The sequence below is a fragment of the Ruegeria sp. CL7 genome (assembly GCF_056536445.1).
Map to the genome: position 1 here is coordinate 1,459,461 of NZ_JBQFPQ010000001.1, position 15,404 is coordinate 1,474,864.

15 protein-coding genes and 1 riboswitch are annotated in these 15,404 nt (G+C 59.1%); of the genes, 5 read left to right on the plus strand and 10 right to left on the minus strand.

Annotated elements, in window-relative coordinates:
• Positions 1–6 precede the first annotated feature (6 nt).
• Complete coding sequence (locus tag ACR0LI_RS07330; protein WP_171633287.1) at positions 7–528, minus strand: DUF6446 family protein; 522 nt, start codon at positions 526–528, stop codon at positions 7–9.
• A gap of 78 nt (positions 529–606) precedes the next feature.
• Here ACR0LI_RS07330 and ACR0LI_RS07335 point away from each other — a divergent pair, with 78 nt between their 5' ends.
• Complete coding sequence (locus ACR0LI_RS07335; protein ID WP_171633290.1) at positions 607–1,239, plus strand: MarC family protein; 633 nt, start codon at positions 607–609, stop codon at positions 1,237–1,239.
• Between the two features lie 8 nt (positions 1,240–1,247).
• Here ACR0LI_RS07335 and ACR0LI_RS07340 read toward each other — a convergent pair whose 3' ends face one another.
• Entirely contained in the window at positions 1,248–2,177 is a 930-nt protein-coding gene (locus ACR0LI_RS07340) for a glycine--tRNA ligase subunit alpha (protein ID WP_171633292.1), read from the minus strand.
• A 206-nt stretch (positions 2,178–2,383) separates the two neighbouring features.
• Between ACR0LI_RS07340 and ACR0LI_RS07345 the strand changes: the two genes are divergently transcribed.
• A complete protein-coding gene (locus tag ACR0LI_RS07345; protein WP_480718255.1) occupies positions 2,384–4,123 on the plus strand; it encodes a serine protease in 1,740 nt (579 codons plus the stop codon).
• Between the two features lie 50 nt (positions 4,124–4,173).
• Here ACR0LI_RS07345 and ACR0LI_RS07350 read toward each other — a convergent pair whose 3' ends face one another.
• From ACR0LI_RS07350 to metZ, 5 genes are all read right to left on the minus strand, one after another.
• On the minus strand, positions 4,174–5,748 hold the full coding sequence (locus ACR0LI_RS07350) for a thiamine pyrophosphate-binding protein (RefSeq protein ID WP_480718256.1): 1,575 nt from the start codon (positions 5,746–5,748) through the stop codon (positions 4,174–4,176).
• Complete coding sequence (locus ACR0LI_RS07355) at positions 5,748–7,196, minus strand: TrkH family potassium uptake protein (protein WP_171723490.1); 1,449 nt, start codon at positions 7,194–7,196, stop codon at positions 5,748–5,750. Before ACR0LI_RS07355 ends, ACR0LI_RS07350 begins: the two co-directional genes overlap by 1 nt.
• Before the next feature lie 52 nt (positions 7,197–7,248).
• Complete coding sequence (locus ACR0LI_RS07360) at positions 7,249–7,899, minus strand: hypothetical protein (protein ID WP_480718257.1); 651 nt, start codon at positions 7,897–7,899, stop codon at positions 7,249–7,251.
• A 284-nt stretch (positions 7,900–8,183) separates the two neighbouring features.
• Positions 8,184–9,287 (minus strand): GTP cyclohydrolase FolE2, encoded by a 1,104-nt coding sequence (gene folE2, locus ACR0LI_RS07365; protein ID WP_209833435.1) that lies wholly within the window; start codon positions 9,285–9,287, stop codon positions 8,184–8,186.
• 232 nt (positions 9,288–9,519) lie between these two features.
• A complete protein-coding gene (metZ, locus tag ACR0LI_RS07370; protein WP_209833437.1) occupies positions 9,520–10,725 on the minus strand; it encodes an O-succinylhomoserine sulfhydrylase in 1,206 nt (401 codons plus the stop codon).
• A 62-nt stretch (positions 10,726–10,787) separates the two neighbouring features.
• A riboswitch (SAM riboswitch) is annotated at positions 10,788–10,865 on the minus strand.
• Positions 10,866–10,987: 122 nt separating this feature from the next.
• Between metZ and ACR0LI_RS07375 the strand changes: the two genes are divergently transcribed.
• A complete protein-coding gene (locus tag ACR0LI_RS07375; protein WP_171723493.1) occupies positions 10,988–11,686 on the plus strand; it encodes a glutathione S-transferase N-terminal domain-containing protein in 699 nt (232 codons plus the stop codon).
• Positions 11,687–11,755: 69 nt separating this feature from the next.
• Here the strand turns inward: ACR0LI_RS07375 and ACR0LI_RS07380 are convergent, their stop codons facing one another.
• Both ACR0LI_RS07380 and ACR0LI_RS07385 read right to left on the minus strand, forming a co-directional pair.
• Complete coding sequence (locus ACR0LI_RS07380; protein WP_480718258.1) at positions 11,756–12,142, minus strand: hypothetical protein; 387 nt, start codon at positions 12,140–12,142, stop codon at positions 11,756–11,758.
• Positions 12,143–12,366: 224 nt separating this feature from the next.
• Positions 12,367–12,759 carry an OB-fold nucleic acid binding domain-containing protein gene (locus ACR0LI_RS07385; RefSeq protein ID WP_480718259.1) on the minus strand — a complete coding sequence of 131 codons (393 nt, stop codon included), beginning with the start codon at positions 12,757–12,759 and terminating at the stop codon, positions 12,367–12,369.
• A gap of 127 nt (positions 12,760–12,886) precedes the next feature.
• Here ACR0LI_RS07385 and ACR0LI_RS07390 point away from each other — a divergent pair, with 127 nt between their 5' ends.
• Both ACR0LI_RS07390 and ACR0LI_RS07395 read left to right on the plus strand, forming a co-directional pair.
• Complete coding sequence (locus tag ACR0LI_RS07390) at positions 12,887–13,210, plus strand: 2Fe-2S iron-sulfur cluster-binding protein (protein ID WP_152457603.1); 324 nt, start codon at positions 12,887–12,889, stop codon at positions 13,208–13,210.
• On the plus strand, positions 13,210–13,953 hold the full coding sequence (locus ACR0LI_RS07395; protein ID WP_253283242.1) for an FG-GAP repeat domain-containing protein: 744 nt from the start codon (positions 13,210–13,212) through the stop codon (positions 13,951–13,953). The genes ACR0LI_RS07390 and ACR0LI_RS07395 overlap by 1 nt, the downstream gene beginning before the upstream one ends.
• A gap of 134 nt (positions 13,954–14,087) precedes the next feature.
• Here ACR0LI_RS07395 and purD read toward each other — a convergent pair whose 3' ends face one another.
• Complete coding sequence (gene purD / locus ACR0LI_RS07400) at positions 14,088–15,356, minus strand: phosphoribosylamine--glycine ligase (RefSeq protein ID WP_480718260.1); 1,269 nt, start codon at positions 15,354–15,356, stop codon at positions 14,088–14,090.
• Between the last annotated feature and the right edge of the window lie 48 nt (positions 15,357–15,404).

The following is a 15,404-nucleotide window of genomic DNA, read 5'->3' on the forward strand; positions in this document are numbered from 1 at the left end:
TTTTCCTCAGTTTTCAGGGCGCGTCGGGCACTCCTCACCCACCACCGTACCGTCATAGGCTTTTTCTCCGCAGTTGTTCAACGCGTGCCAGACATATCCCTTGCCATCCCTGGTAATCGCCACGATCCGGTCGACGCCGAAATGGATGTTCTTTTCGCTCAAAAACGCCTGCGCCTGCCCCGATTTCAGCGCATCGCCCAACGACACGGCGTCGTAACAGTCAAACCAACCCGGCGCGGTCAAGGGGTCGGGGTTTTCGACAGCAATAAACCCGGCCATCTGATCCGGTTTCAGATCCGTTTCAAAACAGCCACGGTAGCGGATCGGAGAACTGTCTGCATCAATCGCCTGAAAGTCTGAATAGGTGATCGGGACAGGCGCATCGCTTTGGTCCGTCATCAGGACCACGTCCTGGCCGGGTTGCGGTTCGACCTCGTAGTAGAAACCGTAAATCTGCAAATAATACATTCCGGCCCCGGCCACCAAGGCCGACAACAACAGAACAATTGCCAGCAGTTTTCCCGTCATGTTTCAGGCTGCCTCTTTCAAGTTCTTGTAAAATAGGACAGGTTTCGTCCGGGTACAGGCATCAATGAGGTCAACACAATGGAATCCACGCTTGCTGTCGGTTTTTTCGGCGCATTGTTTGCCATCATGAACCCGGTTTCCAACCTGCCGGTGTTTCTGAGCGTCACTCAGGATCTGCCTGCCGCCGACCAGCGCAAGATTGCGGTGAAGACGGTGATCTATTGCCTGATCCTCGGCGGTGCCTTTGCGCTGGTCGGAAGTCAGGCGCTTGGCCTTTTTGGCATCAGCGTCAATCACCTGCGCGTCGCCGGCGGCCTGGTCGTCATGATGATCGGTCTCAACATGCTGAACGGAAACGAAAGCACCTCTCATCACGGAACAAAAGGAGAGAAGGAAGCTTACCCCGAAACCGATACGGTGGCCTTTTACCCGCTGGCCTTTCCCATTCTTGTGGGCCCCGGCACGATAACCACCCTGATCTTGTACGCACATCAGGTTAAAACTGCGGTCGAGGCCTTTGTTTTTGCAGGCGTATTTCTCGTTGTGGTCGGCCTGCTTCTGATCACGTTCTGGAACGCCGCCTGGCTGGCTGAACGCCTGTCCAGCAACGCGCGCGTGATCATGAGCCGCTTCATGGGTATGATCCTTGCCGCCATTGCCGTTAGCATGATCGCAGACGGGCTCAAGGCGCTTTTGCCCGGGCTGGCCTGATTGCCTCATCAGGCCTGAAACCCGGCGGCCTCGGTCTGCACAAACGCATCCGCACATTGTTTGGCCAACGCCCGGACGCGCCCGATATAGGCCTGCCGTTCAGTCACCGAGATCACGCCGCGCGCGTCCAGCAGGTTGAAGATGTGACTGGCCTTGATGCATTGATCATAGGCAGGGTGCGCCATGATGATGCGTTTGCCCGTCTTCGGGTCCACATGCGCCTGGCTCAGAATCGCCGCGCACTCGGTCTCGGCCTCTTCGAAGTGGCGCAGCAGAACTTCGGTGTTGGCCACGTCAAAGTTCCAGCGGGCGTACTCCTCTTCGGTCTGCTTGAAGATATCGCCGTAAGTCAAAGGACTGGGCGACTGGGGGTCATTGAACGGCATGTCCATCACGTGATCGATGCCGAGCACATACATGGCCAGACGCTCCAGCCCATAGGTCAGCTCGCCTGATACCGGCGCGCAGTCATGGCCGCCAACCTGTTGGAAATAGGTGAACTGGCTGACTTCCATTCCGTCACACCAGACTTCCCAACCCAGACCCCACGCGCCGAGCGTCGGGCTTTCCCAGTCATCTTCGACAAAACGGATGTCGTGCAGGTCCATGTCGATGCCAATCGCCTCGAGGCTTCCCAGATACAACTCCTGCAAATCCGGTGGGCTGGGTTTGATCAGCACCTGGTACTGATAGTAGTGCTGCAACCGGTTCGGGTTCTCGCCATAACGCCCATCTGTCGGGCGGCGTGACGGCTGAACGTAAGCCGCAGCCCAGGCTTTCGAGCCAAGCGCGCGCAGGGTGGTCGCGGGATGGAACGTTCCGGCCCCGACTTCCATGTCATAGGGCTGTAGAATCGCACAGCCTTTAGACGCCCAATAGGTCTGAAGCCGCAGGATGATCTCCTGAAATGAACGCGGTGCGCTGGTCGGTTCGGTCATGGCATTCCCTCTGGGCGCCTTTGCGCCCGGTTTCGGTCGGTTTTGCCCTTCCTATGCAAGGGGCAAAGGGGCGTCAACGGGGCTTGGGGCCAAGCCTGTATCTGCAGAGCCACACCGTAAATTCCCCGCATTTGCGGCATGGCGTTTCGCAAATGAATTCGCGTATTCTGCGCCAAAGCACGAACACTGCATAAGACGGGCAGACTATGACACGCGTATTTTCAGCAATCCTATTGTTTCTTCTGGTCGGCCTGCGCGCCGCAACCGCACAACAAGATCCCGGCGTCTGGGTCCAGGTCGAGGCCCAGCCCTCGCTGCGCGAAGCGCAGGAACGGGCACAGGCCTATGCCGGTGCTTTGCCGGATGTGAACGGGTTTCGCCTGAACAGTGGCTGGTACGCGATCGTGATCGGCCCCTACGCGCGGACCGACGCCGAACAGGTGCTGCGCGTCTATCGGGCCGAAGGCCAGATACCGCGCGACAGTTACATCGCGTTTTCCAGCGCGATGGGGCAACAGTTCTGGCCCATCGGGGCAAACGTGCTGAACCGTGGCACCGTCGCGGCACCGATTGAACCTGTGGCACAACCGGAAGAGGCTCCGGCGGTTACCACACCACAGGATTCGGATGAAACCCGTGCGCAGGCGCTTCAGTCCGAACGTTTGTTGACCACGCAGGAACGCAAGGATCTGCAAACGGCTCTGCGCGCGGCGGGATTTTACAACTCGACCATCGATGGTGCGTTCGGGCAAGGCACCCGCCGTTCGATGAGCGATTGGCAGCGCTACAACGGGTTTGACGCCACGGGCGTTCTTACGACGTTGCAGCGCAAGGCCCTGATGGATGAATACAACGCGCCGCTGATCTCTGTTGGAGTGGAGCGGTATTCCGACGACAAGGCTGGGATTGTGCTCGACATGCCTCTGGCCACTGTCAGCCTTGATCGCTATGAGGCCCCCTTCGCACATTTCAAAAGCACCTCTGACCTGAACGCCAAGGCGCTGCTGATCAGTCAGGAGGGGGACAAGAACACGCTCCGCGCGTTGTACGAGGTGTTGCAATCGCTTGAGATCGTTCCACTGAATGGCCCTCGTGAACTGGGCCGCGACCGGTTTACCCTTGAAGGACGCGGCAACGGCATAGTGTCCTTTACGCAAGCGCAATTGGCCGATGGAAAAATCAAGGGCTTCACCCTTGTCTGGCCCGAAGGAGACGAGGCACGTCGCCTGCGTGTCCTGTCAGCGATGACATCCAGTTTCAGCACGACGGATGCGGTTCTGGATGCCGCCGCCGGTGCATCCGCAGAACAGCGCATCGATCTGGTGTCGGGCCTTCAGGTCCGTAAGCCCCGACTGACGCGCTCTGGCTTTTTCGCGGATGAGAATGGGACAGTACTGACGGTTTCCGAGGCCGCAGACAGCTGCACGCGGATCACGCTGGATGGCGATCACGAGGTTCAACTGGCCCTTACGGACCCTGAACTTGGCGTGGCGGTCCTGCGCCCTGCAAAAACGCTCGCCCCCATGAGCGTCGCCGCGTTCAGTGCGGCCAAGCCGCAGATCAAGTCTGAGGTGGCCGTGTCCGGCTATTCCTATCAGGGCGCATTGGGTGGCCCCACCCTGACCTACGGGCAGGTCGCGGACATTCGTGGGCTGAACGGTGAGACCGGCGTCAAGCGTCTGGCGCTGAACGCCCAACCCGGCGATGCAGGCGGCCCCGTCTTCAATGACAGCGGTAACGTCGTCGGAATGTTGTTGCCCACACCGTCCGAAGGGCGCACCCTGCCCGCTTCGGTCAGCCTTGCGGCCACCGTTGATAGGTTGACCGAAATTCTTGCAGAGGCCGGAGTGTCCGGTCAGTCGAGCGAAGAAACCACACGGATCTCACCCAATGAGCTGAACCGGCGCGCAACCGGCATGACGGTTCTGGTTCACTGCTGGGATTGATCCGACAGCACCTCAAAAAAAGTGCCGCATGAAAGTGCGGCGCTTTTTCGTTACAGAATGTCAGGTGTCACGTGGATCAAGGTCGGCACAGGCGCATCGAATGCGGCCCTTACTGCACTTTGCATCTCTGCTACATTCGAAGGCGCCGAGGAGCGCGCACCAAAGGCTTCGGCAAGTTTGCAGAAATCGGGATTGTGCGCCATGACCGCGTTGGGCGCGATCTGGCTGCGCACCATACTGTCCTCGATTTCCTTAAGTTTGCCATTGTCCCATAAAATGATTGGAAGCGACAATCCCAACTCAACTGCCACGCCCAGTTCCTGCATCGTGTAATGGAACCCGTAATCCCCGGCGATAACCGCCGTGGGTTTGCCGCGCCGGGCAACCGCCCCGCCAATACCGGCGGGCAACCCATAGCCAAGAGTGCCAAACCCCGTCGGATGATGCCAGTGATGAGGATAGGCCATGTCCCACACCTCTTTGGCGACATAGGCAAACTGCGTCATGTCCGAATAGATCATGGTGTCGGCCGGCATGGCCGCGCGCAAAGCGTCCGCGATCGGCACGATTCCGGGCCGCTCTGCATCCACCTCGGCACGCCAGCGGGCGCGCATCTCGGCGACTTCCTCGGGTGACCAGCCTGTTGCCGGTTTCATGTCCTGAGTTGCGTGCCACAAGGCGCGGGCAAAGCTCTGGCTGTCGACTTGCAGCTTGATGGCGGCGCGATGGCAATCGGAAAGAACCTCGGGGTCGAGGTCGACGCGTATCAAGGTCGCCTTGTGCCCCAAATCCTGCCGCCACAAATCGACCTCGCCCAGCTCGGCCCCGACCGCAACGACCAGATCCGCCGACGCGATTACCTCGGCGCTGCCGGAACGCGGCAACATGGACCCGAAGTCCAGCGGATAATTTGCGCCCGGCAGCCCGCGCCCGGCATAGGTGGTAAAACAGGCCGCCCCCAGCTGTGACAAAATCTGACGCCAATCATTCGACCTGCATCCGCCACCCAGGATGAACAGCGGCCTGCGGGCAAGGTTCAACATGGACACGACCGATGACACGTCAGGCGGCAAGGCTTTGGTGCGCAGCGCGGGCTGGTTGGGGAACGGCGCGGGGTCGGCCTCGGCCTGCAACTGCGCGATGGGCACCTGAATGTGCTTGGGGCGCGGGCGCGAAAGCTCGAATTCTTCAAACGCCCGTTCTATCAGCCCATAGGCAGCTTCGGCGGAGTTGGCCTGTACGGACCAATCCGCAACCGTACCGGCGGCGGCACCTTGATCTTTCATCTGGTGCAACTGACCCCGGACAGCCTGCGTTTCATCCAGGCATGAGGACAGAATCAGCATCGGAACCGAGTCGCTGTAGGCCTGTCCGATCGGGGTCATGATGTTGCAAAGGCCGGGACCGGTGATCACATAGGCGACGCCGGGCTGCCCGGTCGCGCGCGCGTAACCGTCAGCCATGAATCCGGCCCCCTGCTCGTGCCGGGCCAGAACATGCGTGATCCCGGCCTCTTCGATACCGCGATACATTTCCTGATTATGGACACCGGGAATGCCGAATATCACATCCACACCGCGATCCTTGAGCATATGCGAGATTTGCGCGCCAAGGGGTCTTTTCATCAGCCTCTCCAGAATTGAACGGTAAAGATCGCATATACGGCCAAAAGTTCGAGCCGCCCGGCCAGCATCCCGAAAGTCAGCAGCCACTTGGCCGTATCGTTGAGACCTGCGAAATTGCCCGCCGGTCCGATCTGATCGCCGAGTCCCGGTCCGACATTGGCCAGCGCCGTCGCGGCCCCGGATACGGACGTGACGAAATCCAGACCTGTCAGCGCCAACGCCCAGGACAACACCCCCATCGACAAAACGAAGAACATGAAAAAGCTCATCACCGATGTCAGAACGTCCCGCCCGACCGGCCTTCCATCATAGAGCGGCATGAACACGCCATGCGGGGACCGGATCCGTTTGATCTGGCTTTTGATCGAGGCGAACAACAACTGATAGCGGAAAATCTTGATCGAACACGCCGTCGACCCCGCACATCCACCGATCAATCCGATCAGGAAAAACAACATGATCGGAAAGCTGCCCCACCCCATGTAATCGACACTGGCATATCCTGTCCCCGAGATGATCGAAGTGATGTTGAACAATGACTCGCGGAACGCCTGTTCCCAGTGATGCGGAAAGACCGAGGTCAGAAAGACTGACATGATGACAACCAGAACCAGAATGGTCGCCAGAAATGCCCGGATTTGACTGTCTTTCCATAACGACGCCGTATGACCATTGGCCAATTGGACATATCGCACAAACGGCAGAGCCGCCAGAATCATGAAGACGGATGCAGCATATTCGGCCGGGCCTGAAAATGTTCCAAACGAGGCATCATAGTTCGAGAAACCACCCGTGGACACCGTCGTGAAAGCATGCACCAACGCGTCAAAAAAACTCATCCCCAATGCGGCATAGACCAGCACGCATACGAGTGTCAGGAAGACGTAGATCAGGGAAATCTGTCCCGCAATCTCCTGCGCGCGAGGCAGGATTTTCCCCATGGTCTCAAACCCTTCCGATCGGAAGATTTGCATGCCACCAACCCGCAATTCCGGCAGGAACACCATCGCAACAACGATAATGCCGATGCCCCCCAGCCATTGCAGGATACCACGCCACAACAAAAGCCCCTGCGGCAGCGTGTCCAACCCTGATATCACAGTCGAACCGGTCGTCGTAAGGCCCGACATCGCCTCGAAATAGGCATCGACAAAGCGCAGTTCGGTTTCACCGAACAGAAACGGGATTGCACCAAACACCGGCAGCGCGACCCAAACGCCGGTTGTCAGCAAAAAGGTCTGCCGGATGGTCAGACCCTCGCCCACGCCGTTGGAACAGCTCATCGCAAGAACGGATCCGGTCAGCATCGTGATTATCGCGCTTTCCAGAAATACATTCCATTCGCCGCGACCTTCGATAATGTCCGCGAGCATAGGCAGCAGCATGGTCGCCCCAAGAATGGCGACCAGCAAGCCAATCACATATCCGACCGGGCGAAGATCCATCATGACGCGCAGCGTTGGCGCGCCAACCCGACCGTGTCAAGCAGATGATCCCGGTTTACCCGTCAGTTTTTACATCTGCTTCGGGCATCACGGGTGGTTTGGACGGGGCACGAGTTTTTCGCGCCTGCGGTTTGCGCGGTTCCGTCACCGGGGCTGGTTTTGCCTGCACCTTGGCCGGGGCAGGATCGGCCGGTGTCGGCTTGGCCTGCGCTGCCTGGACAGGCGCCGGTTTTGCGGGGGCGGGCTTGGGTGTTACGGGCAACACGGCTTCGGCCGCAGGTGTCGCCGAGGGTTCAACAGGTTTTACCGCTGTTTTGTCACTAACCGCAGGTGTCGGTTTGGCTGCTGCCGGGGGTGCTGCCGTGGGCCGCGGACTGGCTGAAAACTCAACCGGTTTTGCCGCCGGCTTGGTCACCGGTTTGGTCGGTACAGGTTTGCGGGCCAGCTTGTTCTTGGTCGTTGGCGATTTCGCCGGTACGCGTTTCTTGCGCGTCGCAGCGGGTTTGGCCACCGGTTTTGCCGCCGGAGTTTCCACCACTGGACCCGGTGCTGACGCTGCCAGGTGTAGCGCGTGGACCGACACCATCGGCAGTTCAAGTGCTGAACGAGTCATGATCTGTGCGATCTTGATCTGGTTGACGATCGCATAGCCAGCCATGCGTAAAGCCGCGGCCTGAAGCTCCAGCGGTTGGGTAATCGAATTCATTCCATAGATCTCCTGTGAAAACGATGCAGCCCGAAGAGAGAGGGTAAAGCGCCCTGCCCGCTCGGGGGATCCGGGCGGAGGTTGGGGTCTTGCAGTCCAAGGCGTCTCACGTCTCGGCTTCCTTTTGGGGTGACACACCATTGAGCGCGCCGGTGTGCCGAAGCTGCATTCCCCGTCAGGATACAGGAGTTTCTCACGCAATTGCAGCATTTTTGCTGCATTGCGGCGAATGAGCGCCGATCAGATAATTCTCTGATTAAATTCTAGCCACTTACCCGAGAAGTTCAGCCAACGTGAAACAGGGTCGTGAACAGTTTCGGGTCCAGGCTGGACGCGGCGAAGGTTGGGCCTTCGGTCAGAATCGACACGGCGTCATGGCTGTGCAGGCTTTCCTGATGGCTTGCGACAACGCGAAAATCACCGACGTGATGATCGGCCAGCAATTCTGCGCAGAACAAGCGCGCCGCATCTTCGACAAAAATCGGATTGGCTGCGTTCAACTCGGCAAAAGCCTGTTCGTCTTCGCGTTTGACCATGACCTGAGTTTCGGTCGGCACCGCGCGTCGGCACAACTCGATCAGGTCTTCAAACCAAAGACAATCGGCATCGCAATCCACGACCACGGAAATTCGCGCGACGGAACGTTGCGAATGCGGTGTTGCCAATTGTCCCCGCATGGCACGGGCATGTTCGCTCAGCTCCAGAGAGCACGGGCAGGTCGAGGAATAGACATAGTCCAGATGCATGATCTTCTGGCGCACGCCGCCGGACTCCACCAGTTCCAGAGCGATGTCGTAATACTGATATCCTTCCAGACCCGATCTCAGGCTCTTGACCCTGTCGGGGTAAGAAAACCGCATTTGGATACGCGCGTCAAAGCTGTCCAGGTCGGTCATATAGTCGTCAAGCGCCGCCTGCATGACTTCAAAGCTGAAAGTACGCTCGGCATGTTTGTAAAAAGACCGCATGATCCGGGACATGTTGATGCCCTTTTTCTCGGCCTCAAGGCTGACGGTGCCCGTAACAGACGTCTCAAGCGTCAGGTCTTCCCCATCTTTCCGATGGAAACGGATCGGCAGGCGAAAGTTCGAGATGCCAACATGCTGGATCTGCTGCTTGGCACCGCGTATCAAGCTGGACGGGCCGTTTTGCAAGTCGGGCAAAGACGCGCGGTAATTCGCGTCAACCGAGAAACCCTCCGGGTACTCGCGCGAAAGCGAAGGATAGTTCACCTGCGTCAGGCCGGGCACCAGCCGCGCGATAGCCGGATCCAGCTGGCTGATCTCGGATGCCGTCGCAGATTCCGCCCATTGCCGCAGAACCTTCAGGGCCTCGGCGGCTTGTTCCTGATCCGGGGTCTCATCAATGTCGCGCGGGTGAATGTTCATCGGCTGCGGTTCCTCGATTGGTCGTAGGAATATATACGACTACAGGTGATTTACCAGTTTAACCCAATACGCAGGCAATAGCAGTCCGGATTGAAAAAACCGGCGCAAAACCGTCATTCTGCAACGAAATACGCCTTTCGCAGACATAAAGGCCAGGCTTCAACCGCGAATACCACCCGAAAAGACGCCGCGTTCACAGACAACGCGACGGCCCCGACGGGCAAGAGGCTTTTCACTGTGCTGCTGTTTGCTTCTGCGAAGCCTCCAATGCCTGCTGGATGTCAACCAGCAGGTCTTCGGCGTCTTCCAGGCCTACGGAAAAACGGATCAGGCCCGGCGTAATGCCCAGCTCGTCCTTCTGCGCATCGCTCAGACGCTGGTGCGTTGTGGTCGCCGGGTGCGTCGCGATCGACTTGGCATCGCCCAGGTTGTTCGAGATCACAGGAATGGTCAGCGCATTCAGGAAAGCAAAAGCCGCGTCCTTGCCGCCCTTGATATCCAGGGACAACACAGTCCCGCCTTTTCCACCAAGTTGCGATTGAACCAGAGCATTTTGCGCGTGGGTCTTCAAACCTGGGTAAAGAGTGCGCGCCAGCGCCGGGTGCCCTTCCAGCGCCTCGGCGATCCTTTGTGCACTGTCGGCCTGCGCATTGACGCGCAGCGCCATGGTTTCCAGACCTTTGAGCATGACCCAGGCATTAAACGGGCTGAGCGCGCCGCCGGTGTGCTTCAGATACGGCTCAACGGTTCCGCGGATGAACTCCCTGGTGCCGATGATGACGCCGCCCAGCGCACGGCCCTGTCCGTCAATATGCTTGGTCGCCGAATAAACGACCACATCCGCGCCCTGTTCTATCGCGCGCGAAAAGACGGGCGTCGAAAACACGTTGTCCACCACCACAATCGCTCCGACGGCATGGGCCAACTTGGACACGGATGCGATATCGATCACTTCAAGAGTCGGGTTCGACATCGATTCGAAGAAGACCGCCTTGGTGTCCGGGCGGATCGCTGCCTGCCATTGCTCCAGATCGGTGCCGTCCACAAAGGTCACCTCGACGCCAAAACGGGTCAGGATGTTCTCGAGGATGTACAGGCAGGACCCGAACAATGCCTTTGCTGAAACAACATGGTCCCCGGCCTTCAGCATAGAGGTCAGCGCACCGTTCACCGCTGCCATGCCCGAAGCCGTCGCAAACGCATCCTCGCCACCTTCAAGGGCCGCGATGCGCTGTTCGAACATCGAGACCGTCGGATTGCCATAGCGGGCATAAATGAACTCATCAGGGCCGCATTCCAGAAACCGGGCTTCGGCCTGTTCGGCGGTTTCGTACACAAAGCCCTGCGTCAGGAAAATCGCCTCGCTCACCTCGTTGTACTGACTGCGGCGGACACCGCCATGGACGGCTTGGGTGCGTTTGTTCCAGTTCTCGCTCATCTCATTCCCTTTCAGCCTCCGGAGGAGGCAAACAAAAAACCCCAGACGCGGCCAAGCGAAAGGGGTCTTTCATCCTGACCTTTTAGCGGTGTTGTTTAGCGTGGCCCGCAATCCGGTAACAAATCGCCACGAAGCTCTGGGATGGCAATACGCCCCGGGCGGTTTGCGGTCAAGCCCGGCCTGCGTTTCGGTCACGCTTTCGTAAGCGGCCCTTGCCGAACCGGCAAAAACCCGCATGATCCCTTCAACATCAGGAGAACACATGGCCGACCCGATTGATCTGTATTTCTGGCCCACACCGAACGGCTGGAAAGTGTCCATCGCCCTGGAGGAGATGGAGCTGCCCTACACCACACATCTGGTCAATATCGGAAAGGGCGATCAGTTCGACCCGCAGTTCCTGAAGATTGCCCCGAACAACCGGATGCCCGCAATCGTGGACCCTGACGGGCCGGATGGTGCACCGATCTCGGTTTTTGAAAGCGGGGCAATTCTGATGTATCTGGCCCGCAAGACCGGGCAGTTCTATGGCAGGACCGAGCGTGACCGGATCGCCGTCGAAGAATGGCTGATGTGGCAGATGGGCGGTGTTGGCCCGATGGCCGGTCAGGCGCATCACTTCCTGAAATACGCCCCGCAACTGAACCCGCCACAGGACCTGCCCTATGCCAAAGATCGTTACCGGGCCGAGGTCGGTCGTCTGTACGGGGTGCTCGACAGACGGCTGGCCGAGAACGAATACGTTGCCGGAGACTTCTATTCAATTGCGGACATGTCGATCTGGGGCTGGGCCAGCCTGTGGGAAGGGCAGCAGCAAGTGCTGGAGGACAAACCCCACTTTGCGCGCTGGCTGAAGACCGTCGGCGCCCGCCCCGGTGTTCAGGCCGGGCGCGCTCTGCACGCAGAGCTGCGAGGAGACAATCGTGACAAGCAGGCGCAGGAGGTCTTGTTCAAACGATGACTGCGTTGAAAACCCGTTTGGATTGACGCGGATCATCAACCCTGTCCGCCTTGGCCACGGCAGGTTCGGCTAGCGAAACTTGAATTCGGGTTCTGCCGGGAAAGGCATCGGGGTGTTCCTCCAAGCTCCACTGCGCAGCGCGGCGGGATTTCTGTGGTCAACGCGCATCCGGGGCGTCAGGACAAAAGCCGCTTGCTTTTTCCCATCCGTTTCCCGCACCAAGCGTGTCATCTCTTTGCGCTTTAGACGCTGCAATTCCGAGAGGTATTTTTGGGTGTTCCCAAGGTGTCTGCGCTCGAAAGAGTGGGCACTCAATGCTTCCTCGATCATTCTGGCGGTATGCACGTATCCTTTTGAACGCGTATGCTCCAACAGTTCGCCAAGGCGACCGGCAATCTGGCTCTCATCCAGCTGGACGGTTTTTTTGAACGATCCATTTCGTGTTACTTCGGGCATCTGAACTGACTCTGAGAAGGTGTTGAGTAGCGTTCCGTCGCGCCTGCGTTCAGACACAGGCCGACGCATAGAGATGCCCGCAGTACTAACACGACATCAAAGAGTCGACCGACCAATGCCGAATTGGCGGAAAAGCGCCTTTGACCCAGCGTGATATGCGGAAACTTACCGACATTCATCGCGCACAGGTCTTGCTGGGCGCAAGGCGGCAAGGCAGCCGCCCGCTATTGTCCGTCACAGCTGGCCGCCCCTGCGCCCTGCACCAGCATATCCAGCATCCCCGAAATATCCTCGATTTCTTCCGCAATCACATGGGTCACTGAATGCGCCCGCTGCATCCGGCCTGTCACCTTCAGCAACCGCCCCGAAATCACCGCACGGCGGAACCGTTCGTAGATTTTGCGCCAGACCACCACATTCACGATCCCGGTCTCATCTTCAAGCGTCAGAAAGATCACGCCCTTGGCCGTCCCCGGCCTCTGCCGCAGGATCACAAGCCCGGCCACAGCCACGCGCGCGCCCTCGGGCGGGGAATCCAGTTGGCTGGAAGGCAGACAGGACGGCGGGCGCGGCCAATCCCGGTTTGAAACCACAGGGCGAATGGGTGTAACAAGCATGAGAACAAAAATAGAACAAACGACAAGAAAGTCCAGACACGGCGCGCTGAGTCGCAAATGAGGCTGGAAAGACCTAAATGCCTTCACTAAGGAAGAAATCGAACATCGCAAAAGGAAGACGCACGCAATGGCAAAGATCACCTATGTCGAGCACGGCGGTACCGAACACACAGTCGAGGTCGCCAACGGACTGACCGTCATGGAAGGGGCCCGTGACAACAACATTCCCGGCATCGAGGCCGATTGTGGCGGCGCCTGCGCCTGCTCGACCTGCCATGTTTACGTCCACCCCGACTGGGTCGAGAAAATCCCGGCCAAGGATGACATGGAAGAAGACATGCTGGACTTTGCCTATGAGCCCGACCCGGCCCGCTCACGCCTGACCTGCCAGATCAAGGTCACCGACGCGCTGGACGGTCTGGTCGTTCAGATGCCCGAAAAACAGATCTGATGCACAACAATGTGCCGCGCCTGCCCCGCCGCTTTTGTCAACGCCGGGCACGCGGCGCTTTGCTATCTTTCGGACTTTGGCTCTCGCTGCAACCGGCTGGCGCGGCGGAAACCATCAACGACGCCCGCTTCACAGAGCCAACCACCCGTTACGCCCATGGCGTCCTGGGTGATACGATCGAATATGGCGCGGTGGAATTCACGACCGACACTACGGTCGTAACTGTTCGACTGCCGCAGGATCGCGTGTTCGAAGACCTCGCTCCGCGTTTGGCAGACGTCAACCTGGACGGCGCGCGCGAAGCAATTGTCGTTGAATCCCACGACAAATCAGGGGCTCAACTTGCGATCTACGACGCCGCCGGAGACAAGATCGCGGCCACGCCTCATATCGGTACCCGCTTCCGCTGGCTCGCCCCGATCGGGGCAGCCGACCTGGACGGCGACGGACATGTCGAGATCGCCTATATTGATCGTCCGCACCTTGCCAAAACGCTGCGCATCTGGCGCTACAAAGACAACGCCCTGAGCGAAGTCGCGGCTCTGCCCGGATTGACCAACCACAGGATCGGTGAAGATTTCATTTCCGGTGGCCTGCGCACCTGCGGCGACCGACCGGAACTGATCGTGGCCAGCGCCGACTGGACGCGGATCGTCAGCGTCTTCTACGACAACGGCTGGATCACATCCGACCGGGGCCCGTTCCACGGCCGCAAAAGCCTTGCCCAAGCCCTGAACTGCTGATCCGCCTCTTCATCTGGCCAAAAATATCCCGGGGCGTGAGCGGTTGAAAGGAATTCGTCCAATGTACGATTTCGACCGCGAACGCGCGCAGCGCCGGGAAGCCGCAAAGCCGAGGGGTCAACCGCCCTGCCCCGTCAACCTTCCAGGGCACGCCATCCGATATCGCGCCGGTAAAACCCGTCAGGCCAATCCACAGCTTCAACCATTTCATAGGCCCGGTCGCGCGCCTCTTTCAGCGTGTTCCCACGGGCGGTCACGTTCAGCACACGCCCGCCCGATGCAACCACCTGCCCATCGACACTCTTTGTACCAGCGTGGAACACCATGTTCTGGCTGTCTTCCGGCAGGCCTTCAAGCCCTTTGATCGCAGTGCCTTTCTTGTAAGCACCCGGATAACCATTGGCCGCCATTACAACCGTGATCGCATGGTCATCCGCCCAATTCACCCGCATTTCACCCAACCTGCCCTCGGCCGCGGCGTGCATCAGGTCCATCGCCTGCGCGCCCAACCGCATCATCAACACTTGACATTCCGGATCACCGAAGCGGACGTTGTATTCAACCAGCCTTGGCTGCCCGTCCTTGATCATCAAACCTGCATAAAGAACGCCCTGAAACGGCGTTCCCCGGCGCTTCATCTCGGCGATGGTAGGGCGCACGATCTCTTCCATCGCCCGCGTCTCCACCTCTTCGCTCAACACCGGCGCCGGAGAATACGCGCCCATCCCGCCCGTGTTCAGCCCGGTATCGCCCTCGCCAACCCGTTTGTGATCCTGGGCCGTGCCGACTGAGAGAATGTCCTCACCATCACACAGAACGAACAGCGAGGCTTCTTCCCCATCCATGAATTCTTCAATGACGACTTCCGCACCAGCACCGCCAAACGCACCCCCAAACATGTCGTCAATGGCGTCCAGTGCGGTCGTTTCGTCCATCGCAACGATAACGCCCTTGCCCGCGGCCAGACCATCGGCCTTGACCACAATCGGTGCGCCCTGTTCGCGGATATAGGCTTTGGCAGGCACAGCCTCGGTAAACCGGGCATAAACTGCGGTGGGGGCGTTGGCCGCGTCGCAGATTTCCTTGGTGAAGCTTTTCGACGCTTCCAGCTTCGCCGCCTCGGCTGAGGGCCCAAAAACCAATACTCCGGCTTCGCGCAACCGATCAGCCACACCGGCCGCCAAAGGCGCCTCGGGCCCAACGATCACGAAATCAATCGCATTTTCTTCGGCAAAGCCGACAACAGCCCCGCCGTTTTCAACATCCAGAGCGGCACAGTCAGCGATCTGCGCGATCCCCGCATTTCCCGGAGCAACGATCAGGCGATCACATTTGGGGTTTTGCAGCACTGCCCATGCCAGGCTGTGTTCGCGCCCTCCGCTGCCGAGAATGAGGATATTCATGAAAGCTCTCCGATCTGCTTGGCCTTGCCTGCGCGGCGTTCTAAGCTG

What these genes read in the sequence shown, in the direction of transcription:
- ACR0LI_RS07330 (WP_171633287.1), bottom strand. Translation starts at nt 528, where the DNA reads ATGACGGGAAAACTGCTGGCAATTGTTCTGTTGTTGTCGGCCTTGGTG.
- ACR0LI_RS07335 (WP_171633290.1), top strand. Translation starts at nt 607, where the DNA reads ATGGAATCCACGCTTGCTGTCGGTTTTTTCGGCGCATTGTTTGCCATC.
- ACR0LI_RS07340 (WP_171633292.1), bottom strand. Translation starts at nt 2,177, where the DNA reads ATGACCGAACCGACCAGCGCACCGCGTTCATTTCAGGAGATCATCCTG.
- ACR0LI_RS07345 (WP_480718255.1), top strand. Translation starts at nt 2,384, where the DNA reads ATGACACGCGTATTTTCAGCAATCCTATTGTTTCTTCTGGTCGGCCTG.
- ACR0LI_RS07350 (WP_480718256.1), bottom strand. Translation starts at nt 5,748, where the DNA reads ATGAAAAGACCCCTTGGCGCGCAAATCTCGCATATGCTCAAGGATCGC.
- ACR0LI_RS07355 (WP_171723490.1), bottom strand. Translation starts at nt 7,196, where the DNA reads ATGATGGATCTTCGCCCGGTCGGATATGTGATTGGCTTGCTGGTCGCC.
- ACR0LI_RS07360 (WP_480718257.1), bottom strand. Translation starts at nt 7,899, where the DNA reads ATGAATTCGATTACCCAACCGCTGGAGCTTCAGGCCGCGGCTTTACGC.
- folE2 (WP_209833435.1), bottom strand. Translation starts at nt 9,287, where the DNA reads ATGAACATTCACCCGCGCGACATTGATGAGACCCCGGATCAGGAACAA.
- metZ (WP_209833437.1), bottom strand. Translation starts at nt 10,725, where the DNA reads ATGAGCGAGAACTGGAACAAACGCACCCAAGCCGTCCATGGCGGTGTC.
- ACR0LI_RS07375 (WP_171723493.1), top strand. Translation starts at nt 10,988, where the DNA reads ATGGCCGACCCGATTGATCTGTATTTCTGGCCCACACCGAACGGCTGG.
- ACR0LI_RS07380 (WP_480718258.1), bottom strand. Translation starts at nt 12,142, where the DNA reads ATGCCCGAAGTAACACGAAATGGATCGTTCAAAAAAACCGTCCAGCTG.
- ACR0LI_RS07385 (WP_480718259.1), bottom strand. Translation starts at nt 12,759, where the DNA reads ATGCTTGTTACACCCATTCGCCCTGTGGTTTCAAACCGGGATTGGCCG.
- ACR0LI_RS07390 (WP_152457603.1), top strand. Translation starts at nt 12,887, where the DNA reads ATGGCAAAGATCACCTATGTCGAGCACGGCGGTACCGAACACACAGTC.
- ACR0LI_RS07395 (WP_253283242.1), top strand. Translation starts at nt 13,210, where the DNA reads ATGCACAACAATGTGCCGCGCCTGCCCCGCCGCTTTTGTCAACGCCGG.
- purD (WP_480718260.1), bottom strand. Translation starts at nt 15,356, where the DNA reads ATGAATATCCTCATTCTCGGCAGCGGAGGGCGCGAACACAGCCTGGCA.